Raw genomic sequence first — 23,233 nt, forward strand, 5'->3', positions numbered from 1 at the left:
ACGTCAGCGCCGCGACGCGGGCTTCTTTCGCTCGGCACGCACGGGAACAGGCTGCAGCCGAGGCGGCTCGATGAAGCCAAGCGCCACTGCGAGGTTCCAGAACATACTGTTGAGCCACGCTTTCATGGTCTAACCCTCCTGCTTGTGACGGGTACTGATGGAGCCATGGGGCCTGGATGTCAGCATAACCCAGGAAGCGCTCAACCGCCTGCGGCAGGTGTTGCAGATTATGCAGGCGGAGCCTTCCATGCAGGCTCTACAAATGTGACCGACAGCTGATCGAGGCGTTCAGAAGCAGCGCCTATGGAGCGCTTTCCAGCCGGCGCCGATAAGGGAACACGTCGATCACCTTGCCCTCGCGTATCGCCTGTTGCAGCCCTTTCCAGTAGTTGGCGTCGTAAAGCTCGCCATGCAGTCTGGCGAACAGCCGGCGCAACCTGATGTCGGCGAAGAGGAAACGCGGAAACTCTTCGGGGAAGACATCGTTGGGGCCAACCGAGTACCAGGGCTCGGATGACATTTCATCTTCCGGATAGCGGGCCTCGGGGATGTAGCGGAAATTCATTTCCGTGAGAAAGCAGATCTCGTCGTAGTCGTAGAACACCACTCGTCCGTGGCGGGTCACGCCGAAGTTCTTCAGCAGCATGTCACCGGGGAAGATATTGGCGGCGGCGAGCTGCTTGATCGCCAGGCCATAATCCTCCAGTGCCTCCTCAACCTGCTGCTCGCTGGCCTGCTCGACATAGAGGTTCAAGGGCGTCATACGCCGCTCCGTCCAGCAGTGACGTACCAGCACCGTATCGCCCTGCACCTCGACCGTCGAAGGGGCAACCTCCAGCAGTTCGGCCAGGCATTCGGGCTCGAAGCGGGAGACGGGGAAGCGAAAGTCGGCGAACTCCTGGGTATCGGCCATACGCCCTACCCGGTCGACGCTTTTCACCAGCCGGTATTTCTCGATGACCGTGGCGCGGTTGACGCTCTTGGTATGCGAGAAGCGGTCCTTGATGATCTTGAACACCGTATTGAAGCCGGGCAGCGTGAATACGCTCATGACCATGCCACGCACGCCTGGCGCCATGATGAAGCGATCATCGCTGGTCGCCAGATGATCGATCAGCGCCCGGTAGAACTCCGATTTGCCATGCTTGTAAAAGCCGATGGAGGTATAGAGTTCGGCGATGTGCTTGCCCGGCAGGATGCGCTTGAGAAATTCGATGAACTCGGCAGGTATCGGCACCTCGACCATGAAGTAGGAACGGGTAAAGGAAAAGATGATCGAGACCGCCGCCTCATCGGTAATCAACGCATCGGCGACGATGCCCACGCCCTCGTGGTGCAACAGTGGAATCGCCAGAGGCCATTGCTCGTCGCGGGTGAATATCCGCCCAACCAGATAGGCGCCCTTGTTGCGGTAGAGCACCGAGGCGAACAGCTCGAGGGTCAGGTGCGGGTCCTTGCGCACCCAGTCCGGCAGCGACTCATGCAACTGGGCATCGAGACGCTGGAGATCGCCGTCGAAATCCGCATAAGGCACCTCGAAGGCGAAGTCGCCCAGAATCTGCGCAAGCACCCCGCGAAGATCACCCTCTGGTCGATAGCAACGGGTCTGCGCCAGGCGCGAATCGAAACGGTTGGTTGGCCGGGTGCTGTGGATGAACATGGTGTCGTCGCTGATGCAGTCATGGCTGAACAGCGTGCAGAAGATCGAGTTGTACCAGGTCTCGGACAACTCATCGTCGAAGCGCGGGTCGATCAACCCGATATAGGCACGCTTGATCCCTGGCCAGCGCTGCACGTCCAGCAGTATCTCGCGCTCGAACACGGACCGCAGCTGCCGCGCCGTTTCAGCGACTTTTTCTTCGTACAGGACGATGCGCGCAGCCGAGGCGCGCTGCGTCTCCTGCCACTGCGCCTGCTCGAAGCGCGACCGCGCACCTTCGGTGATCAGCCGGAAGTGCTCACGGTAATCGTCGAAGCCCAGCAATATCTGCCGGGCGATGTCGGTATCCGGCGAAGTCTGCATCATGTCGACTTTCTCGCAGCCCACCTGTTACTGCTGCAACTCCTGCTCGCCGAAGATATCGGCAAAGAGCATCGTCGACAGATAGCGCTCACCGGAGTCCGGCAGAATCACCACGATGGTGCGCCCATTCATTTCAGGGCGTTCGGCCAGGCGCACCGCAGCGGCCATGGCGGCGCCGCCGGAAATCCCGCAGAGAATGCCCTCCTCGCGCATCAGGCGCAGGGCCATGGCCTTGGCTTCTTCGTCATCGACCCGTTCGACACGATCGACCAGCGACAGGTCCAGGTTCTTCGGCACGAAACCGGCGCCGATGCCCTGGATCTTGTGCGGGCTGGGCTTGACCTCATCGCCCGCCAGCGTCTGGCTGATGACCGGCGAACCGGCGGGTTCGACCGCCACGCTGATGATCTGCTTGCCCTTGGTCTGCTTGATATAGCGCGACACGCCGGTCAGGGTGCCGCCGGTGCCCACGCCCGAGACCAGCACGTCGATGCTGCCGTCGGTGTCGTTCCAGATTTCCGGGCCGGTGGTCTTCTCGTGGATCGCCGGGTTGGACGGGTTCTCGAACTGCTGCGGCATGTAGTACAGGCTCGGGTCCGAAGCCGCGATTTCGCTGGCCTTCTCGATGGCGCCCTTCATGCCCTTGGCCGGGTCGGTCAGCACCAGTTCGGCGCCCAGCGCCTTCAATACCTTGCGCCGCTCCAGGCTCATGGACGACGGCATGGTCAGGATCAGCCTGTAACCCCGCGCCGCCGCCACGAACGCCAGACCGATGCCGGTATTGCCGGAGGTGGGTTCGACCAGCGTCATGCCCGGCTTGAGGGAGCCGTTTTCCTCGGCATCCCAGATCATGCCGGCGCCGATCCGGCATTTCACCGAATGCGACGGGTTGCGGCCTTCGATCTTGGCCAGGATGGTCACGCCCTTGGGCCCCAGGCGGTTGATCATCACCAGCGGCGTATTGCCGATGGAGCGTGCGTTGTCTGCAAAGATGCGGCTCATGATGTGTCCTTGCGATGAGAAAAAACAGAGTCTGAGCCTATGCGCTGCCGCGTGCGTAGTCCAGCCGAACTCCTGCACAGGGGTTCGGGTCCATCCAATAAGTCATGAACGGACCGGAACGAGATGAAAAGCCGCTACCGACTGCCCCTGTGGATTGTGCTTGCGCTGGCCGTGCTGCTTATCGTGCTGCATGCAGCGCTACCCGGCCTGGTGCGCGACTACCTGAACACGCAAATGGCCGACATGGGCGATTACCAGGGCCATGTCGAAGATGTCGATCTGGCCTGGTGGCGTGGCGCCTACCGGATCGACGGGCTGCTCATCGAGAAGAAGGACGCGCAGGTCCAGGCGCCCCTGTTCAAGGCGCCGGTCATCGACATCGCGATCAGCTGGCGCGAACTGTGGCGGCATCGGGCAATCGTCGCCGAGGTGATATTCGAGCAGCCGCAGCTCAATTTCGTCGACGGTGGCGACACGGGCGAATCGCAGACAGGCGGCGGCGTGGACTGGCGCGACCAGCTCGAAGCCCTGCTGCCCATCACGCTCAATGAAATCCGCGTGGTCAACGGCCAGGTGTCGTTTCGCAATTTCACCGCCGACCCACCGGTGCACGTCTATGCCAGCGCCATCGAGGCCAGCCTGTACAACCTGACCAACAGCGCCGACGCCCAGGGCGAGCGGGTCGCCACCTTCGAGGGAACGGCGAAGCTGTTCAACCAGGCGCCCATGGAAGCCGGCGCCCGCTTCGATCCCTTTACCGATTGGGAGGATTTCGAAGTGAGCCTGCGCGTGACCGGCGTCGAGCTGACGAAACTGAATGATTTCAGCAATGCCTACGGCAACTTCGACTTCGCCAGGGGCACCGGCGATCTGGTTCTGGAAATCGAGGCCAATGACAGCCAGCTCGACGGCTACATCAAGCCGTTGTTGCACAATGTCGAGGTCTTCAACTTCCGCCAGGATATCCAGGCGCAGGACAAGGGGTTCTTCAGAGGCATCTGGGAAGCCCTGGTCGGCGGCGGCCAGGAGCTGCTGCAGAATCAGCGCAAGGATCAGTTCGCCACCCGTATCGAGCTGTCCGGCAGCACACGCAGCGCCGATATCAGCCCCTTCCAGGCGTTCATCGCGATCCTGCGCAATGCCTTCGTCGAGGCCTTCTCGACCCGCTTCGAGCGCTCGCTGAGCGAAGACGACGAATGAGCGCGAACATCAGGCTTGCCTGCGCTCACTGAGTGACTAAATGAGCCTCCCACGTTCACAGCAGCCCGCCCTTCACTTATAGTCGGAGCCGAAACCAAACATGCAGCGCCTGCCTGCCAGGCCAACGAAGGAACCCCTGATGAAGTTCGAAGGCACCCAGTCCTACGTCGCCACCGACGACCTCAAGCTCGCGGTCAATGCGGCGATCACCCTGCAGCGCCCGCTGCTGGTCAAGGGCGAACCCGGCACCGGCAAGACCATGCTTGCCGAACAACTGGCGGAATCCTTCGGCGCCAAGCTGATCACCTGGCACATCAAGTCCACCACCAAGGCCCACCAGGGACTCTACGAATACGATGCGGTGAGCCGCCTGCGCGACTCGCAGCTGGGCGTGGACAAGGTCCACGACGTGAAGAACTACATCAAGAAGGGCAAGCTCTGGGAGGCTTTCGAGGCCGAGGAGCGCGTCATCCTGCTGATCGACGAGATCGACAAGGCCGACATCGAGTTCCCCAACGACCTGCTGCAGGAACTCGACAAGATGGAGTTCTACGTCTACGAGACCAACGAAACCATCAAGGCCAGGCAGCGCCCGATCATCATCATCACCTCCAACAACGAGAAGGAGCTGCCGGACGCCTTCCTGCGCCGCTGCTTCTTCCACTACATCGCCTTCCCCGATCGCGAGACGCTGCAGCGTATCGTCGACGTGCACTACCCGAACATCAAGCCCTCGCTGGTCAGCGAAGCGCTCGACGTCTTTTTCGACGTGCGCAAGGTTCCGGGCCTGAAGAAGAAACCCTCCACCTCGGAATTGGTCGACTGGTTGAAGCTGCTGATGGCGGACGACATCGGCGAAGCGGTACTCCGCGAGCGCGACCCGACGCGAGCGATTCCGCCGCTGGCCGGAGCCCTGGTGAAGAACGAGCAGGACGTGATGCTGCTCGAACGCCTGGCCTTCATGAGTCGCCGCGCCAGCCGCTGATCGCAGCCGGTTCCGCCTGGAGAGTCGGTTGCTTCATTCTTCGGAGGGAAGAACCATGCAAACCTATACCGGCAAGTGCCTGTGTGGTGTCGTGCGCTACCGTATCGACGCCCCCATCGACGGACTGACCCATTGCCATTGCAGCATGTGCCGCAAGGCCCACGGCGCCGCGTTCGCCAGTTACGCGAGCGTGCCGCTGGAGGCCTTCCACTTCATGTCCGGCAAGGACCAGCTCGGCGTCTACCACTCCTCCGAACACGTGACGCGCACCTTCTGTATCCGCTGCGGCTCGAACCTGCAGTTCGTCGACAACCGCGAGCATGAGCTCGGCGTCGCCGTGGGCACGCTCGACTCACCCTTGCCCGTACCGCCGCAATCGCACATCTTCGTCGGCTCCAAGGCCGACTGGTACGCGATTCGCGACGGGCTTCCCGAACACCAGGGCGACAGCAGCAGCTGATCGCCGCGCCCAGAGGTTCTGCAATGCTGCTTGGCCTGTTCAATGAAATGCGCGCCGCCAAGGTACCGGTGTCGGTGCGCGAACTGCTCGACCTGATCGATGCGCTGAAGCACCGCGTGGTATTCGCCGACATGGACGAGTTCTACTATCTGGCGCGCACCGTGATGGTCAAGGACGAACGCCACTTCGACAAGTTCGACCGGGCCTTCGGCGCCTACTTCAATGGCCTGCAGAGCCTCGATCAGCACCTGGAGGCGCTGATTCCCGAGGAATGGCTGCGCAAGGAATTCGAGCGCAGCCTGAGCGACGAGGAACGCGCGCAGATCCAGTCCCTGGGCGGCCTCGACAAGCTGATCGAGGAATTCAAGAAACGCCTGGAGGAACAGAAGGAACGCCACGCCGGCGGCAACAAGTGGATCGGCACCGGCGGCACCAGCCCGTTCGGTTCCGGCGGCTACAACCCCGAAGGCATTCGCATCGGCGATGCCGGCAAGCGCCAGGGCCGCGCGGTGAAGGTCTGGGACCAGCGCGAATACAAGAACCTCGATGACCAGGTCGAATTGGGCACGCGCAACATCAAAGTCGCCCTGCGCCGCCTGCGCAAATTCGCCCGCCAGGGCGCCGCGGACGAGCTGGACATCGACGGCACCATCGACCACACCGCCCGCGATGCCGGCCTGCTCAACATCCAGATGCGCCCCGAGCGGCGCAACGCGGTGAAGCTGCTGATCCTGTTCGACATCGGCGGCTCGATGGACGCCCACGTCAAGGTCTGCGAGGAACTGTTCTCGGCCTGCAAGACCGAGTTCAAGCACCTGGAATACTTCTACTTCCACAACTTCATCTACGAATCGGTGTGGAAGAACAATTTCCGCCGCACCTCCGAGCGCACCTCGACCCTGGACCTGCTGCACAAGTACGGCCCGGACTACAAGGTGGTGTTCGTCGGCGACGCGGCGATGGCGCCCTATGAAGTCACCCAGCCGGGCGGCAGCGTCGAGCACTGGAACGAGGAAGCCGGCTACGTCTGGATGCAACGCTTCATGGAGAAGTACAAGAAGCTCATCTGGATCAACCCCTATCCCAAGGACACCTGGGGCTATACGACTTCCACCGGCATCATCCGCGAACTGGTGGAAGACCGCATGTATCCGCTGACCCTGAGCGGGCTGGAAGAAGGCATGCGATTCCTGGCGAAATAACCGGACGAGTCGACGCAGGCCTGATTCGCCAGTGCCTTGGAGATGGGCTACTCCTTACGACTCCGATCACACGTCGCAGGAGAACGCCCGTGAACGACGAAGAACCACGCCAGTTGCCCACTGCCCTCTTTGTCGAGGCCCTGACCCTGGTCACATCGGTGCTGGGCGGCGCGAAGGATGGCAAGGAACTGCTGGAAAGCCTCGGCAGCCGGATCGACCCTGCCAGGCCGCTGCGCTATGCCGTGCAGACCTGCGAACGACGCGACGACCATATTCTCATTCGGGCTCAGGTTCGCAACAGCGGCGAGCACGGTGTCCATGTGCAGTCCCTCGAAACCGAAGAGACGCTCAAGGCCGACATCCTCGAAGTCCGCGACATCACGGGGCGCAACGCTCGGGTGGGATTCCAGAGTTCATCGGACAGCGGCGCCGCGCCCTCGGACGACCCGCTGTTCCTCGACGCTGGAACCGCGCGATTGCTGGAGATCAGACTTCAGGCCTTCGACGAGCGACGCCTGCGCAACGCGCCGTACGGCAAACTGGTGTTCGGCTACGTGGTGAATGGCGTGGCGAGAAGCAACCTGAGCGACGAGGTGGAATTCGCCTTTCCCACCCGGACCCGGCTTCTCTCCTAGAGATGCCGCGAGGGGCGCTCCGTAGGTCGGTACGCCCCCACATCCTTGCGGGGCATGCCGCTCCCGAAACGATGCTTTTGCGTGCCGCCCCTGAGCGGACGACCGGTAACGACTAGCGAAAACCCCGGACCGGCATGCCGGTAACATTTTTTTTCATTTGCAGTTGCGGGTTTTCGCCCTCTCATCCGTCTTGTTCATTGAGACATCCAAAAAACCGCACCACGCCCTGCATGCGCAATGACATGCGGGGCGCTCGGCTTGTCCCGACCGAGCCCAGCACATTGACGTGCTTGCGCAGCTCCATCGCTACCGAATCCACCGCCCTCAGCCATAGACCTTGCCCTCATGTCCAAGAAGTCCCGCTCCAGACTCTGGTTTCTCGTTCACAGCTGGCTGGCCCTGCCGATCTGGTTCTTCCTGCTGATCATCTGCGTGACCGGCACCCTCGCCACGGTCAGCCAGGAGATCGTCTGGCTGGCCAACCCGGACGTGCGTGCCAGCAAGCCGTCGACCGATGCCGAACGGCTCGATTACGAGCAGATCCTGCAGGCCGTGCAGACGCAGGAGCCGAGGCTCGCCGTGCTCGGCCTGTCGCGCCCGCAGGAGGATCATTTCGCCCTGACGGTGCGGGTCGCCTACCCTGACGCCACCACCGCGACCCTTTACGTGAACCCCTATTCGGGGGCCATCCAGGGCGTCAGCCCGCTGTTCGACTTCCGCCAGTTCACCCGCGCCCTGCACGGCTGGTGGCTGGCGCCCTGGACCGACGGCTACAGCTGGGGCTGGTATCTGGTCTGCAGCCTCGGCCCGCTGATGCTGGCCTCGCTGATCACCGGCCTGGTGGTCTACAAGCGCTTCTGGCGCGCCTTCTTCAAGCCGCGGCTGCGCCTGAACCAGGGCGCACGGGTGTTCTGGGGGGACTTCCACCGGCTGTCGGGCATCTGGTCGATCTGGTTCATCGCCATCATCTCGATCACCGGTACCTGGTTCCTGCTGCAGGCGATCCTCTCGGACTTCGACATTCCCTACGTCGAGAGCCGCCCGCCCGCAGTGATCCAGCGTGACGCGGTGACCAGCACCGCCGGCCAGGCTCCGTCGACCCTGGGGCTCGACGAGATCACGCGGATCGCCCAGGCGCGGGTGCCGGGCTTCGAGCCCAGCTTCATCCGTCTGCCGGAAAGCACCTATGGCCCGGTCACCATCGGCGGGCGTGGCTGGTATCCGCTGATGAACCAGTCGCTGTCCATCAGCCCCTACGACGGCAGCATCGTCGGCACCAACCTGCTCGACGACCGCCCTGCCCTGTCCTTCGTCACCGAATCCATGTACCCGCTGCATTTCGGCGACTTCGGCGGGCTCTGGCTGAAGCTGGTGTGGTTCCTGTTCGGCCTGCTGCTGACCTTCATGGTGTTGAGTGGCCTGCTGATCTGGAGCAAACGCACGGTCAAGGCCACCGCCCAGCAACTACGTCGCCCACCCCGCGCGGCGCGCGGCACCTCCCTCGAAACCGCCGTGGAGAACACCCCATGAGCTCTGCTTCCACCACCTCCGGTCGGCTTCGCGCAGCCTGGCTGCGCTGGCGCTTCCACCTCAACGTGCTGCTGCTGATCGTGCCGCTGGCGCTCATGTCGCAGTACTTCCAGAACCAGGCCAAGTTTCGCGGCCTGATGGGGCTGGGCGAGCGCGAGATCGGCGAAATCCAGGTCGGCCCCTGGAGCGCGCGACTGGCCGAGCACGAACTGGGCGGCCCTCACGACGAGGGCATCTACGGCTTCCACAAACCGTTCGTGGTCGCCTTCTGCGAAACCTGCCTGCCACAGATCAAGGCCGCCTACCTGCGCATCGGCGAGCCGCGAAGCCTGCGGGCCGCCGGAGCCCTGCTGATGGGCAACCCCTACGCGCTGGAGGGCGAAGTGGTGGTGCCGCCGCGCGCCTCGCCGGACAGCGAACTCTGGCTGACCGTCGAAGGCTGGGACGGCAGCGTCCACCAGGCTTCCATTCCCCTGGCCCAGGCCTCGCCCGATACCCGGGCCTGGCTCGAACAACGAGGCAACCTTTGATGATCATTCGCCGGATCGAACTCACCCTGGGCGCCTTGCTGCTCGTCGGCGTCGTCCAGATCGCCGCGGCGCACCAGGCGCCTTTCTGCCAGTGCAAGGCCGTCGACGAACGCAATATCCGCTGCGTCGGCGGCTTCAGCGGCGGCGTGCCCGCCGTCGGTGTGACGCTCGACGTGATCGGCTACGACCAGCGCACCCTGGTGGCCGGCAAACTGGACGAGCAGGCATCCTTCACCTTCGAGCGGCCCGACGCGCCCTTCTACATCCTCTTCGACGCCGGCCCCGGCTACACCGTCGAGATCGACCACCAGGACCTGTGACCGCAAACAAGTGATTTCAGCGGGCGTCTGCCTGACGCCAGCCACCACCGAGCGCCCTGGCCAGCGCCACGCGGCTCTGCAGGCGAGCCAGGCGTAGCTGGACGCTCCGGTCTTCGGCCTCGTACAGGATGCGCTGGGCATCGAGCAGATTGAGCAAGTCGTCGGCGCCAGCCTGGTAGCGCCGTTCAGCCAGTTGGAAGGCGCGTTCGGCCTGGGCCTGAACCGCTTGCTGGGCCTGCCATTGAGCTTCCACGCCAGTGCCGGCATTCAGCGCCACCTGCACATCGGCGAAGGCTTCGATGATGCGTTGGCGGTAGCTGGCCAGCAGTTCTTCACGGCGGGCCGTGCTGCGCTCGCGTGCGGCGGCCAGGGCGCCGCCGTCGAAAATCGGCGCGGCCAGCGCGGCAGTCAGCGAATACAGCGGACCGGCGAGAACGCGGCTCAGACTTCCGGCTGTGCCGCTGGCACCAGCGGACAGGTCCAGACGCGGCAACAGCGCGGCACGCGCCGCACGCAGGTCGGCATCGGCTGCGCGCAGTTGCGCCTCGGCGCGGGCCAGATCCGGGCGGCGCAGCAGCAGGTCGCTGGGCAGTCCGGAGACAAACGAGGGTGCTTGCAGCGCCCCGAGTGAGGCCGAGGAGACCGTCGCCGGCTCGCCCTGCCCCAGCAATACAGCCAGCTCGCTGCGCACGTCGTCGGCCTGCTGGCGCAGGGCTTCGCGGTTGCGCCGCTGCTCGGCCACCAGGCCACGTTGCTGGGCCAGTTCCAACGGCGTGGCGGCGCCCGCCGCCTGACGCGCCTGCACGGCAGCCAGTACCCGTTCGGCATTGTTCAGGTTGAGTTCGGCCAGGCGCAGGCGCTCGGCCAGGGCGACCTGACGCAGCCAGGTATCGACCAGGCTGGCGGTCAGGCTCAAACGCAGGGCCTCGCGGTCGAAGCGACTGGCGGCCAGCTCGGCGCGGGCCGCGTCACGATCGGCGGCCAGGCGGCCCCACAGATCCACTTCGTAGCGGGCGACGAGGCCGCCGCCGTAGCGGTTGCCGGCATTTTCGCCATTGCCACCCAAGCGGCCTTCGCGGCTGGCACCGAGGTTGCCGTCCAGGCGCGGCAGCAGCGCGGCGCCGGCGGCACGGGCGCTGGCTTCGGCCTGGCGCAGGCGCGCAGCGGCGGCGGCCAGGTCCTGGTTGTCGTTCAGGGCCTGCTCAACCAGGGCGTCCAGTTCGTCGCTGGCGAAGCCGCGCCACCAGGTATCGGTCGGCGTTTCTCCACTGTCCCGGGAATGGCGCCATTCGTCGGGGACAGCAGGCAGGCTGGTCGGCGTTTCGGCGGTATGGCTGCAACCGCCCAGCAGCAGCGCGCCGCACAACGTCGGCAGAAGGTATCGGGTCATGGAAAGTCCTGTCATTGCACGGCCAGCGCCACCACCGGGTCGAGCCGCGCCGCAGTCCTGGCCGGCAGGTAGCCGAACACCAGGCCGGTGCCCACCGCGCAGGCGAAGGCCAGCAGCATCGCCGACAGCGAGAACACCAGCGGCACCTCCCAGAGGATCAGCAAAGCGCCGAACAGCAACCCGCTGGCCACGCCGACGCTGCCGCCGACCAGGGTGACCAGCACCGATTCGGTGAGGAACTGGCGCATGATGTCGCGCTGGCGTGCGCCGGTCGCCATGCGGATGCCGATCTCGCGGGTGCGTTCGCGCACGGTCATCAGCATCACGTTCATCACGCCGATGCCGCCGACCAGCAGCGACACGGCGGCGATCAGGCCGAGCATCAGGGTCATGCTCTGCCGCGTCTTGGCCTCGGCCTGCAACTTGGCGGCGGAGTTGTACACGCGAAAATCCTGGCGACCGTGGCGCTGCAGCATGAGTTCTTCCACTGCGCGTTGCGCTGGTAATACCAGCTCGCTGCGCTTCACCTCGATCGCCCCATAGCTCTCGTCGCGCAGCTTGGGGAAGACCCGCACCACGCCCGTGCTGTGCGGCACCAGCACCTGCTCGTCCGGGTAGTTGCCACCGGCTTCACTACCCTTCTCGCTCATTACCCCGATCACCTCGAAGGGCGAGCTGTTGATCAGGATGATGCTGCCGAGCGGATCGCCGCCATCCGGGAAAACGCTGGTGTACACCTCGTGACCGAGCACCGCCACCGGGGCGATTTCGCGGTTCTCCGCGGCGCTGAAAAAGCGCCCGCGCGCCACCGGCCAGTGATGGATCTGCGGCAGCTCTTCGCCCACGCCGAGCACCTCGGTCTGCAGCGCCTGCTGGCCATGGCGGATCAGCGCCGGGTCGCGCAGGATCGGCATCACCCGCGCCACCTCACGCAGCTCGCCGATGGCCGCGAAGTCATCCAGTGTCAGCACGCCGACAGGGCCGCCGGTGCGTGGCACGTCGCTGCCGATGTACATCATGTTGGCGCCCATCACGCCCATTTCGGCGACCACCTTCTGCCGTGCGCCTTCGCCGACGGCGAGCATGACTATCACCGAGGCCACGCCGATGACGATGCCGAGCAGGGTCAGCGCCGTGCGGAAACGATGGATCAACAGCACGCGCCAGGCGCCGCGCAGCATCTCGCCCAACTCGCCGAGAAAGGACGCGCCGCCGTCACGGCCGGCCTGGCGCATGTCCGGCGCGGGCAGCGCATTGGCCGGGGCGGTGGCGCCGCTGTCGCCGATCACTTCGCCGTCGCGGATCTCGATCACCCGCCGCGCCTGGGCGGCGACGTCGCGGTCATGGGTGATGAGGATGATGGTGTGGCCGGCATCGGCCAGTTCGTGCAGCAGCGCCATGACCTCCTTGCCGCTGCGGCTGTCCAGCGCGCCGGTGGGTTCGTCCGCAAGGATGATGCGTCCGCCGTTCATCAGCGCCCGGGCAATCGACACACGTTGCTGCTGACCACCGGAGAGCTGGTTGGGGCGATGTTCCAGACGCTCCTCCAGGCCCAGGCGCCGCAGCAAGACCGAAGCGCGCTCGCGGCGCTGCTCGCTCGGCATGCCGGCATAGATGGCCGGCACCTCGACGTTCTCGCGTGCCGATTCGGTGGCGATCAGGTGGTAGCCCTGGAAGACGAAACCGAAAGCCTCGCGGCGCAACCAGGCCAGCTGATCGGCATCGAAGGCGGCCACGTCCTCGCCGGCGAAGCGGTAGCTGCCGGCGCTGGGGCGATCCAGGCAGCCGAGGATGTTCATCAGGGTCGACTTGCCGGAACCGGAAGTGCCGACGATGGCGACGAACTCGCCCGCCAGGATCGACAGGTCGATGCCGCGCAGCACGTCCACCGCCGGTGCGCCGTCGTCGCCGCCGTAGGTGCGGCGGAGGCCCTGCAGCTCGATCAGCGGCGCTACCACTGGAACCTCGACATGCCGACCTCGGCCTGTACTTCTCCGGTCACCAGGCGTTCGCCCTCGTGCAGGCCATCGAGAATTTCCGCCACCTGGCGATCCCGCGTGCCGACTTTCACCGCGCGCAGTTCGGGCTGCCCGTCGTCGCCGAGAATGCGCACCTGATAGCTGCCCGGTTTGCCCTGCAAGGCATCCAGCGGCGCAGTGAGCACGCCCTTGGCCGAGGCGGTGACGAACACCACCTGGGCGGTCATTTGCGGCATCAGCTCGCCGTCATCGTTGTCCACCTCGAACAGCACGGTGTACTGCACCACCTTCTCCGGTTCGGCGGCGCCGCTCGATTCGCTCTGGCCAGCGTTGGTCACCGGCGGCGCCGGCAGCACCTGGCGCACCCTGCTGTGCCAGCGACGTTCATCACCACCTAGGGTAGTGAAGTACAGCGGCAGGCCGGCCTTGACCCGACGGATATCGGCCTCGGAGACGCGCGTCCAGCCGGTCATGCTGGACAGATCGGCGATGCGCATCACCGTCGGCGTCTGGTAGGTGGCGTTGAGGGTCTGGCCCTGCTTGACGTCGACCCCCAGCACCGAGCCGGCGATCGGTGCGTAGATGCGCGTGTAGCTGAGCTGCGCCTCGTTGCCGCGCAACCGCGCCTGGGCTTCCGCGATCTGCGCACGCAGCCGTTGCAGGCGGGCCGTGGCCGAACGCAGGGTGGCCACGGCGATCTGCACGTCTTCCTCACGGGTCGCCTCGTCGGCCAGCAGGCGCTGCTGGCGGCGATGTTGCTGGCGCGCCAGGTCGAGCTGCGCCTGCTGCTCGGCCAGTTGCGCGCGCAGGCCATCCAGCGCGGCGCGATCGGCCTCCACCGTGGCTTCGTGCAGGCTGGCGTCGATTTCGGCGAGCAACTGACCCTTGTCGACGCGGTCACCCGGCTCCACGTGCAGGCGCATGATCTGCCCGGACACCTGGGCGCCGACGTCCACCGAATGACGCGGCTGCAAGGTGCCGATGGCAACCACCGTGGCCGCCACATCGCCGCGCGCGACGGTGACGGTTTCATAGGCGATGGCCGGCCTGTGGCTGAACCAGCCTCCAAGACATAGCAGTATCAGGAGCGATGCGATGAACAGCCAGCGACGCCGGCTGGCGGGAAGGGAAAACGACATGTGTGGGCTCGACCTCTGTCTGAGCGTTGGATAAGCATCCCTGATCACCGGGCCGAGCCGGTTCGACAGTGCTAGGGTGCCACCGTCGAACCGGCTCGGAGGTGATGAGCTGTTTGCGTGCCGAAGGGACGCTTTTTCCGCCCGTTGGCTAGAACGCGTGCGCCAGTGTGGCCGTGAAGCTGCGTGGCGTGCCGTACCAGCCGCGTGAGCCGATGGCCGAGTAGTAGGTTTCGTCGAGCACGTTGTTGAGGTTCAGCGACATGCTGGTGGCCGGGGTGACGGCGTATTGCGCCATCAGGTCCACCACGCTGTAAGGGTCTTGGGTGAAGGTGGCGTTACCCGGGCCGGAGTTCTTGTAGTACTCCTCGCCCTGCCAGCGCACACCGCCACCGATCTTCAGCTTCGGCACCGATTGCAGGCGATAGGTGGTGAACAGCTTGAGGGTGTCGCGCGGGGTTTCGGTGAGCAGGCGCTTGTCGTCAGAATCCTTGATCACCGCATAGGAGTAGCTGGCCGATACCTGCCAGTCCGGCAGGATCTCGCCCGCCATCTCGACTTCGAAGCCGCGGGTTTTCGTGCCGGACTCGGCGGTGTAGAAGCCCGAGTTGACAGGATCTGCAACAGGCATGTTGTCCTGGCGCACCTCGAACACACTGAGGCCGGCGGTCAGGCGCTTGTCCCAGAACTCGCTCTTGATGCCCATCTCGTAGGCCTCACCTTCCTTCGGCTCCAGATAGGTGCGGTCGAACTGTTGCCGATCCTGCGGCTTGAAGATGGTGGTGTAGCTGGCGTAGGCCGACCAGTTTTCATTGAGGTCGTAGATCAGGCCGACATACGGCGTGACGATGCCATTTTCCTGTTCCCGGGTGGTGTTGACTTCGCCGCTGGCGAAGGTTCGCGATGTCTTATCACGCTGCCAGTTGATCACCCGAGCGCCGGTGATCAGCGAGAGGCTGTCGGCCAGACTCCAGCGAGCCGCGGCGACCAGGCCCAGCTGGGTCTCATCCATTGCACTCTCCATCGTCTTGGCGTGGATCTCAGATGGCACCGGCAACGAACCATCCCAGTTGTGGATATCGTCGATGGTCTGGTACGTCCAGAGGTCGTAACCGTAGTCACGGTAATAGGATTTGGTGTGACTGGCACCCAGGTGCAGTTCGTGCTCGCGGGAGAACAACTCGAAGGGTCCGGTGGCGGACAGGTCGAACGAGGTCTGGCGCGGATCGCCAGCCCAGCGCCCGGTCCAGGTTTCGATACCGCTGCCATCGGCGTTGACCGTGCCGCTGGCGGCGGTGGCGAAGGCATCGTCATAGCTGCGCCGGCTGTGCTCGGCGTTGAACTTCACCTGCCAGCCATTGCCCAGCGCGTGCTCCAGGGTAGTGAACAGCGTTTTGTTCTCGCGCTTGTGATAGCTCCAGTCAGCGCCGGAGTTGAACGAACGCGATGGTTTGAAATGGCTGCCATCGGTGTAGTACATCGGGAAGCCGTGGTTGCCGGCACCGTCGTTATCCATGTCCTGATATTCAGCGCCCACGGTCAGCATGGTGGCATCGCTGATGTCCCACTCCAGCACCCCATAGGCCACCTGTTTCTCCAGCGCCTGGCGGTCGACATGGCTCTTGCTGTCGGTCTTGGAGGCGACGAAACGGCCACGTACATGACCGCTTTCCGAAAGTTTGCCCGACACATCCAGTTCGGTGCGGTAGCTGTCCCAGGAGCCGGCCTGCACGGTCAGCTTGCGCTGCGTCTCCAGGGTCGGCTTCTTGCGGATCAGGTTGACGGTGGCGCTGGGGTCACCGGTGCCGGACATCAGCCCGGTGGCGCCGCGCACCACTTCGACGCGGTCGTAGATGACCATGTCGGCAAGGTCGTCACCAAAGCCGTAGCTGTCGGTGCGATTGATCCCGTCGACCTGGATGTTGTCGATCTCCAGGCCGCGCACGTAAATCTGGTTGGCGTCGCTGCCAGCCGGCCCCATGCTGTTGACCACCACACCGGGGGTCTGCTCGAGCACCTGGGCCACGTCGGTGAGATTCTGATCCTCGATCTGCTGGCGGGTGACGACGCTGATCGCCTGCGGCGTCTCGCGCATCGACAGGTTCAGGCCGGTCGCCGTGCTGGTCGAACCGGTGGTGTAGCTGCCGGTGCCTTCGGTGGTGGCGCCAGACTGCGTACCGATCACGGTAGTCTCATCCAGCTCCAGCGCGGCGCCCTGGCTGCGGCGAACCAGCACGTAGCGCTTGTCAGCGGCGCGTTGTACCTGCAGACCACTGCCTTGCAGCAGCTGGGCAAAACCCTGCTCCACCTCGTATTCGCCTTGCAGGCCATTGCTGTGCAGGCCAGCGGTTTCCTCGCTACCGAAGCTGATGGTCACACCGCTGGCGGCAGCAAACCGGCTGAGGGTGGCGGCCAGGCTGCCGGCGGGTATGTCATAGCCAATGGGCGCGGCTGAAATCGTTGCGCTGGTCAGTAGCGAGCCGGCAAGGCTTAGTGCCAGTGCCGCGTGGCGAATGCTGCGAGCGAGGGGCGAAGGGTGTTGGGGCATGGTGGAATCCTGTTCGGGTTGGCATGAGCGGCGTCTGCTGCACGCGTGAACATGGAGCCGAAGCAGGAATGAAAATCTGTTACCCCTCGGATGAAAAATTTGTCCGGGCTCGTATCGAGCTAGGCTCTGTACGAAAAGTCGTCGATCGAAGGTCAGGCAAGGCGAAATCGCTCGAAGAAGCGCAGTTTACGTGCTGTAAATGAGCATTCTGAGAGCGATTTCAACGCAGCATCACCGAGCGCAGACACTTTTCGTACAAAGCCTAGGCGCCGCCTCGCCCAGCTTCGATGTGTACCCAGTAACGGGTCAGCCGGCGTATATGAATCGGCAACCCATCCTGCAAGCTGGCCAGGGCGGCTTCGCTGTCGTCCACGTCGAAGGCGCCGGAAAGGCGCATGCCGCCGATGTCCGTCGCGCAGCCAAGGTAGCCGGGGCGGTAGCGCGACAGTTCGGCGAGCAGATCGTCCAGCCGCCAGTCCACGGCCACCAACATGCCTTGCGTCCAGGCCTGGATATCGGCCGGCATCGGTTGCAACGGACCGGCGCCCTGGGCGGAGAAGCTCAGGCCCCGCCCCGCCTCCACGCGCACGGCCTGCCGAGAGGCCAGGGCCGGGCGAATCTCGACGGCATTGGCGGCGACCATGACCTGGCTGAGCCCTTCGCCCTGGCGCACGCTGAAGCGGGTGCCGAGCGCTAGCACCTGGCCCTGCGCGGTCTGTACGCTCAGTGGGCGCGAGTCCTTGGCGGTTTCCACGAGGATTTCGCCCTGGTGCAGCTGGATCAGGCGTCGTCCAGCATCGAAGCGGACATCCACGCGGGTATCGGTGTTGAGGTCGAGGCGGCTGCCATCGGCCAGGATCAGCTGTCGGCGCTGGCCGACCTGGGTGACGTAATCGGCACTCCACGGCGAGACCTGGTAGCCCTGCCAGCCAATCACCCCAACACCCAGCAACAGCGCGAGGGTTTTCAGCGCATTGCGTCGATCCCGACGCGCACTTTCCAGGGCGCTGGAGGCGCCGGCGGGCGCCTGGCCGAGTTGTCGCTGCAGCAACTCGATGCGCGCCCAGGCTTCGGCATGGCGGCTATCGGCGGCCAGCCAGGCCTGCCAGTCGGCACGCGTGGTATCGCTGGCGGCGCTGTCGTGCAGGCGCACATACCAGTCCACCGCCTTGGCGAGAGCGGCCTTCACGCCTCCTCCAGTTGCAGGCAATGCAGCAGGCCGATGGTCAGGTGCTTGCGCACCGTGCTGACCGAAACCCCGACCCGCTCGGCAGCTCGTTCATAAGTCAGGCCATCCAGTTGCACGGCGAGGAAAATGGCTCGGGTACGGGCGCCGAGGCCATCGAGCAGGCGGTCGATGGCCATCAGGCTATCGAGGATCGCGACGCGCTCCTCGGCCGACGGCGCATATTGTTCGGGACGCAGGGCGAGTGCTTCCAGATAGGCCTGCTCCAGGGATCGGCGCCGGTATAGATCGATCACCAGACCGCGGGCAACGGTGGAAAGATAGTGGCGCGGCTCGCGCAGATTGTCAGCGGTACGCGCGACCAACACCCGGACGAAGGTGTCCTGCGCCAGGTCCGCAGCATCGGCGCAATTGTTCAGACGCTGGCGCAACCAGCCATTGAGCCAGCTGTGATGGTCACGATAAAGCACGTGCAAAGCCGTGTCGGTGGATGCCGTGGACATCCCGCCCTCCAGTCGAATCATTGATGCAAATGGGAATGCTTCGCAATTCTACGGATTAGGCGGGCTGTTGGGAATGGGCGCTGGGGTGATTACGAAGACAGCCCGGAGGGTGAAGTCGAGCGTAGGGTGGAAACGTTTCGCGGTTTCCGCCCTACTTGCTGATCAGTCGAGGCCTGGGTGTAGCTCGGTCAGAACCTGTACTTGACCGATAGCATCAGGTTGCGCGGATCACCGTAGACGTTGCTGGGCACAGTGACCGAGGAACTGAGGGAGTTGTAGTACTTTTTGTCAAACGCGTTGTTCAGGTTGAGGCGAGCGTCGATGCGCTCGGTCGGTTTGAAGCCCAGCATGAAGTCCATCAGGGTGTAGCCATCCTGCTCGATCATGTAGGTGGTGTTCTTGTTGTAGATGCGGTTCTGGTGGTACAGGGAGGCACCTACACGCCACTGGTTGAATTGCCCAGGCAGAGTGTAGGACGTGCTCATCTTGAACAGGTGCCGTGGAATATCGGTGTCGAACAGGCGGCCCTCGTTCTCCGGTTTTGTATCCTTGCGATACTTGGCCTCGGCAAAGGTGTAACCGGCTGCCAATTGCCAGTTTCGTGTCAGCTGGCCCTGCACTTCCAATTCGATACCCTTGCTGCGCACTTTCCCCGCAGCCTCATAGCACAGAGTGGTCGGATAGCTAGGGCAAAGATCCGTGTCGGTAATGGACTTGGCGCGGTTTTCCTGGTCGATCTGGAAGATGGCAGCCGATGCGTTCAAGGCGCCATCGAAGTATTCGCCCTTGATGCCCAGCTCATAGTTCTTGCCGGTGATGGGGGCAATGACATTGCGGGAGGCATCCACGTAGCTCTGCGGTTTGAAGATATCGGTATAGCTGGCATAGACGCTGTGATGCTCATCCAGATCGTAGATCAGGCCTGCGTACTTGGTGACATGCCGGGTGACCTTCAGCTCCGGGCTGTCGCCCGCGGCGCCTTTGTAAGGCGCGCTGGTGTTGTTTTCATACCAGTCCAGGCGGCTGCCCAGGATCAGCTTCAACGGGTCGGCCAAGCTCAGGCGGGTGGTGGCGTAGAAGCTGTTGAGCCTGGCATCGGTATTCTGCCAGCGGTGCTTCTCCTGGCTCTCCGGTTTCGGTGTGGCGCCCGAGTCCCAGTCGTAGATGTCGATGTTGCTGTTCAGCAAGATGTTGTTGGGCACGTCACCGCGGAACAGCACGCGCCGGTGACTGGCGCCGACGACCAGTTCATGGTCACGATCCATCAGGCGGAACGGTCCACTGGCGTAGGCGTCAAAGCTGTTCTGGGTCTCCCGATAATGTCCGGCACCGACGAATTGGTCATGGGTTTTGGTGGCGGTGCGGCCGAGAATATAGGTGCCCAGCATGTCCAGGTCGGCCCAGGTCCTGGTGGCCGAGAGATTGAGCTTCCACCCGTTGTCCAGGACGTGCTCCAGCGCGGCATAGGCCGAGGTGCTGGTCTTGTCCCAGTATTCCCAGTCATTGCTCAGCGAGGTCGAGCGCGACAGATGCAGGTCGCTGCCGTCGAAACCTACCGGAATGCCAGTCCAGCCGTTGCCGTTGTTGTTGTCCTGCTGGCGGGAGGCGCTCAGCGTCAAGGTGGTGCTGTCGCTGAGGTCGGCCTCCATGATTCCATAAAAAAGGCTGCGCTCGTTGTTCAGCGTATCCCGGAAGCTATTGCCGGTCTGATACGCCGTCACCATCCTGCCTCGAACGGTCCCGGTATCGTTCAGGGGACCGGCCACATCGACCTCGGTGCGGTATCTATCCCAGGTGCCCATGCTACCTTCGATGCTGGCCTGGAACTCGCGAGTCGGCCGCTTGCGGATCAGGTTGATGGCCGCAGAGGGATTCCCTGCACCTTGCATCAGGCCAGTAGCGCCGCGCACGACTTCCACCCGGTCATACATGGCCATGTCGGCGGACAGCAGGTCCTGGGACACCTGGGAACTGTCCAGGCTGGTGGGAAGGCCGTCGTACATGATGTTGTCGAGGGAGAATCCGCGGGCATAGTACGAGGAGCGCTCGGGGCCGGTACGGCGCAGGGTCAGGCCAGGGGTGTTCTGCACCACATCATTAAGGTTGGCCAGGTTTTGGTCTTCGATCCGTTGGCGGGTAATGACGCTCACCGACTGCGGCGTTTCGCGTAGTGACAGGTTCATCTTGGTCGCAGTATTGGTCGAGCCGGTGGTGTAACTGCCGGTCCCTTCGGTAGTAGCGCCGAGCTGGGCACCAGTCACGGTAACCGCCTCCAGCTCCAGCGCATCACCACTATCCACCGCCACTTCCAGCGCATAGTTACCATCGTTGCTGGACGCCCGCAGTCCGGTGCCGGCTAGCAGGCGGGCCAGGCCTTCGTTCACCACGTAGCTACCATTCAGTCCCTGGCTACGCTTGCCGGCGGTGAGCTGAGCATTCACCGACAGCAGGATGCCCGCCTCGCTGGCGAAGCGGTTGAGCGCCTGGTCAAGCGGGCCGGCGGGAATGGCATAGGCTCGGGCTTGCTGGCTGGCGGCGGGCTGGGCCTGAGCGGCCGGTGCGAGCAGCAATGGGCTGGCCATCAGCAGGCTGGCAAGCAAGGCTCGGCGAACCGCCAGGGTCAGTCGGGAAGGGTTGGTTGCGGGCAGGTGCGGCATTCTGAATCGTCCCCCTGAGAATGCTTCTTGATTGGTTTCAAGAGGTATCCCGAGCGAGGCGACGAAATCGACAATGGGGCGATAAAAATATTCTCTGTTTACTCCACGCTCAGGCTGAACGGTGGAAAAGGCTGCGCCGTTTTTCACCCTACGCGGGCATGACCGTCACCCAGTAGCGGGTCAGGCTGTGAACCTTGATCGGCAGTGACTGCTGTAAGGCGGTCAGCACGCGGTCGGTGTCGGCCAGCGGAAATACACCGGTCAGCTCCAGGGCGGCGACGGCCGGATCGCAGCGCAGCACGCCGGGACGGTGGCGCGAGAGCTCGGCGAGGAAGCGGCCGAGCGGCATGCGCTCGGCCACCAGCCTGCCCTCATTCCAGGCGGCCGCATTGACGTCGGCCCGTTCGACTTCGCCGAGGCACGCCGCGCTGAACCAGCGGCGCTGGCCGGCCTGCAAACGGCTGGCGGCGGCATGCCGGGGGCGCAGCTCCAGCTCACCTTCGAACAGATCGACGCGGCTGCCACCGTCCGTTTCGAGAACCGCGAAACGTGTGCCCAGGGCCAGGATCTCACCGGCAGAGGTCTCGACGATCAGTGGACGGTCGGCCATGTCATGACCGCTGTCGAGCAGCAGCTCACCGGCCAGCAGACGAATGCGACGTTCATGGGCGCTGAACAGGATATCCACCGCGCTACCGCTGTTCAGGCTCAGCCGGCTGCCATCGGCCAGGGTACGTTGCAGGCGCTCACCAGTGGCGCTGCGCAGATCGGCCATGGCCTCGCGCCAGGGCAGCTGCGAGTGGGCGACGTAGCCGCTACCGCCGGCGACCAAGAGCAAGCCGAGCAGTTTCAGCGTCTGGCGCCGATGGGCGTCTGGCAGTTCACGCAGCACCTGGCGGGCGGTACTGGCCGGCACTGCCGCCAGGGTGCCCTGCAGCTGCTCCAGGCGCTGCCAGGCCCGTCGATGCTCGGTGTCGGCAGACTGCCAGGCCTCGAACGCGCGGCGCTGGGATTCATCCAACCCGCCGTCCCAGTGCAGCACCAACCAGTGGCTGGCCTGCTCGACGATAGCGGGCGCGACGGGTGCTTCGGCAGAACGGTTCATTCGGCGTAGAGCACCTGATAGCAGGCCTGGATGGCGCGCAGCATGTACTTCTGCACCGAGCTGACGCTGACCTGCAGGCGTTCGGCGATCTGCACATAGGTAAGCCCCTCGAACTGCGAAAGCAGGAAGGCTTCACGCACTTTCCCGGGCATGCTGTCGAGCATCGCATCGATCTGCATGAGGGTCTCGACGATCATGGCGCGGGTCTCCAGCGAGGGGGTTTCCGGCTCGGGCAGCGCGGCGAGGCTGTCGAGGTAGGCCTGCTCGATGCGTTGACGACGCCACTGGTCGATCACCAGGTTGCGCGCGATCTGGACCAGATAACTGCGCCCTTCCCCGCCTGCCGGCAAGCGGCCGGTGGTCAGCAGGCGCAGAAAGGTGTCCTGAGCGATATCGGCTGCTCGCTCACGGTCACCCAGGCGGCGGCGCAGCCAGCTCTGCAACCAGCCGTGGTGATCGAGGTAAAGGCCATGCACCCGCCGGTGCATCAAGGCTGGATCAGGAAACGTGATGGACACCCGGAACTCCCAGAAGAGGCGATGCAGATAAGAATCGATCGCATCTTAATGGAGGCGTGATACCTTGGGAATGGCAAATGTCCGGATCAGCGCCGGCGCCGCCGAACGCCCCGCCGCTTCTGGACCTGGCCGCACCAATACGGCCCGGATTGAAGGGTAGCCATGTGCTGTGCCTTTCCCTGCCCACATGTTCGACGACACATGACACTGCGGGCGACAGTGGTACGCTGCATCAAACCGTCCTACCCTCATCATCATGACCACGAGCACGTCGTATACCACCCCCTATGGTTCGCCCACACCAGTCCGTACCTGCAGGCGACT

At 64.1% G+C, this 23,233-nt stretch carries 20 protein-coding genes; 8 read left to right on the plus strand and 12 right to left on the minus strand.

Going from position 1 to position 23,233, the window contains the following annotated elements; translation table 11 throughout:
* Positions 1-3: 3 nt before the first annotated feature.
* From G7020_RS24045 to cysK, 3 genes are all read right to left on the minus strand, one after another.
* On the minus strand, positions 4-126 hold the full coding sequence (locus G7020_RS24045) for a PA1414 family protein (protein ID WP_258189310.1): 123 nt from the start codon (positions 124-126) through the stop codon (positions 4-6).
* A gap of 175 nt (positions 127-301) precedes the next feature.
* Positions 302-2,026: a bifunctional isocitrate dehydrogenase kinase/phosphatase gene (gene aceK / locus G7020_RS11295; protein WP_181084425.1), complete on the minus strand. Its 1,725-nt coding sequence runs from the start codon at positions 2,024-2,026 to the stop codon at positions 302-304.
* A gap of 24 nt (positions 2,027-2,050) precedes the next feature.
* Positions 2,051-3,025: a cysteine synthase A gene (gene cysK / locus G7020_RS11300; protein WP_181084427.1), complete on the minus strand. Its 975-nt coding sequence runs from the start codon at positions 3,023-3,025 to the stop codon at positions 2,051-2,053.
* A gap of 123 nt (positions 3,026-3,148) precedes the next feature.
* Between cysK and G7020_RS11305 the strand changes: the two genes are divergently transcribed.
* The 8 genes from G7020_RS11305 to G7020_RS11340 all read left to right on the plus strand — a co-directional run bounded on the left by G7020_RS11305 (position 3,149) and on the right by G7020_RS11340 (position 9,887).
* A complete protein-coding gene (locus G7020_RS11305) occupies positions 3,149-4,225 on the plus strand; it encodes a DUF748 domain-containing protein (RefSeq protein WP_181084429.1) in 1,077 nt (358 codons plus the stop codon).
* Between the two features lie 139 nt (positions 4,226-4,364).
* Positions 4,365-5,210, plus strand: coding sequence for an AAA family ATPase (locus G7020_RS11310; RefSeq protein ID WP_014852556.1), 846 nt, complete (start codon positions 4,365-4,367; stop codon positions 5,208-5,210).
* A gap of 55 nt (positions 5,211-5,265) precedes the next feature.
* Positions 5,266-5,670, plus strand: coding sequence for a GFA family protein (locus tag G7020_RS11315; RefSeq protein ID WP_014852555.1), 405 nt, complete (start codon positions 5,266-5,268; stop codon positions 5,668-5,670).
* A gap of 23 nt (positions 5,671-5,693) precedes the next feature.
* Entirely contained in the window at positions 5,694-6,872 is a 1,179-nt protein-coding gene (locus G7020_RS11320) for a vWA domain-containing protein (RefSeq protein WP_122077738.1), read from the plus strand.
* Positions 6,873-6,961: 89 nt separating this feature from the next.
* The gene (locus G7020_RS11325) at positions 6,962-7,507 is read left to right on the plus strand and encodes a hypothetical protein (RefSeq protein WP_181084431.1); all 546 of its coding nucleotides are present in this window, start codon (positions 6,962-6,964) and stop codon (positions 7,505-7,507) included.
* A 345-nt stretch (positions 7,508-7,852) separates the two neighbouring features.
* Positions 7,853-9,037, plus strand: a complete 1,185-nt coding sequence (locus tag G7020_RS11330) for a PepSY-associated TM helix domain-containing protein (RefSeq protein WP_181084433.1) — start codon at positions 7,853-7,855, stop codon at positions 9,035-9,037.
* On the plus strand, positions 9,034-9,567 hold the full coding sequence (locus G7020_RS11335; RefSeq protein ID WP_181084435.1) for a thiamine pyrophosphate-binding protein: 534 nt from the start codon (positions 9,034-9,036) through the stop codon (positions 9,565-9,567). The genes G7020_RS11330 and G7020_RS11335 overlap by 4 nt, the downstream gene beginning before the upstream one ends.
* Positions 9,567-9,887: a hypothetical protein gene (locus tag G7020_RS11340; protein ID WP_181084580.1), complete on the plus strand. Its 321-nt coding sequence runs from the start codon at positions 9,567-9,569 to the stop codon at positions 9,885-9,887. Before G7020_RS11335 ends, G7020_RS11340 begins: the two co-directional genes overlap by 1 nt.
* Positions 9,888-9,903: 16 nt before the next feature.
* Here G7020_RS11340 and G7020_RS11345 read toward each other — a convergent pair whose 3' ends face one another.
* The 9 genes from G7020_RS11345 to G7020_RS11385 form a co-directional block, all read right to left on the minus strand.
* On the minus strand, positions 9,904-11,277 hold the full coding sequence (locus tag G7020_RS11345; RefSeq protein WP_181084437.1) for an efflux transporter outer membrane subunit: 1,374 nt from the start codon (positions 11,275-11,277) through the stop codon (positions 9,904-9,906).
* 11 nt (positions 11,278-11,288) lie between these two features.
* Entirely contained in the window at positions 11,289-13,235 is a 1,947-nt protein-coding gene (locus G7020_RS11350; protein ID WP_181084439.1) for a MacB family efflux pump subunit, read from the minus strand.
* A complete protein-coding gene (locus tag G7020_RS11355) occupies positions 13,229-14,395 on the minus strand; it encodes an efflux RND transporter periplasmic adaptor subunit (protein WP_181084441.1) in 1,167 nt (388 codons plus the stop codon). The genes G7020_RS11350 and G7020_RS11355 overlap by 7 nt, the downstream gene beginning before the upstream one ends.
* 148 nt (positions 14,396-14,543) lie before the next feature.
* Positions 14,544-16,940, minus strand: coding sequence for a TonB-dependent siderophore receptor (locus G7020_RS11360; RefSeq protein WP_181084443.1), 2,397 nt, complete (start codon positions 16,938-16,940; stop codon positions 14,544-14,546).
* A 262-nt stretch (positions 16,941-17,202) separates the two neighbouring features.
* Positions 17,203-18,129, minus strand: coding sequence for a FecR domain-containing protein (locus G7020_RS11365; protein WP_181084445.1), 927 nt, complete (start codon positions 18,127-18,129; stop codon positions 17,203-17,205).
* Complete coding sequence (locus tag G7020_RS11370; RefSeq protein WP_181084447.1) at positions 18,126-18,629, minus strand: sigma-70 family RNA polymerase sigma factor; 504 nt, start codon at positions 18,627-18,629, stop codon at positions 18,126-18,128. Before G7020_RS11370 ends, G7020_RS11365 begins: the two co-directional genes overlap by 4 nt.
* A gap of 188 nt (positions 18,630-18,817) precedes the next feature.
* Positions 18,818-21,286, minus strand: coding sequence for a TonB-dependent siderophore receptor (locus tag G7020_RS11375; RefSeq protein ID WP_181084448.1), 2,469 nt, complete (start codon positions 21,284-21,286; stop codon positions 18,818-18,820).
* A 148-nt stretch (positions 21,287-21,434) separates the two neighbouring features.
* Positions 21,435-22,391, minus strand: coding sequence for a FecR domain-containing protein (locus G7020_RS11380; RefSeq protein WP_181084450.1), 957 nt, complete (start codon positions 22,389-22,391; stop codon positions 21,435-21,437).
* On the minus strand, positions 22,388-22,879 hold the full coding sequence (locus G7020_RS11385; protein ID WP_181084582.1) for a sigma-70 family RNA polymerase sigma factor: 492 nt from the start codon (positions 22,877-22,879) through the stop codon (positions 22,388-22,390). The genes G7020_RS11380 and G7020_RS11385 overlap by 4 nt, the downstream gene beginning before the upstream one ends.
* Positions 22,880-23,233 lie beyond the last annotated feature (354 nt).

The organism is Stutzerimonas stutzeri (genome assembly GCF_013522825.1).
Taxonomy (GTDB): domain Bacteria; phylum Pseudomonadota; class Gammaproteobacteria; order Pseudomonadales; family Pseudomonadaceae; genus Stutzerimonas; species Stutzerimonas stutzeri_AK.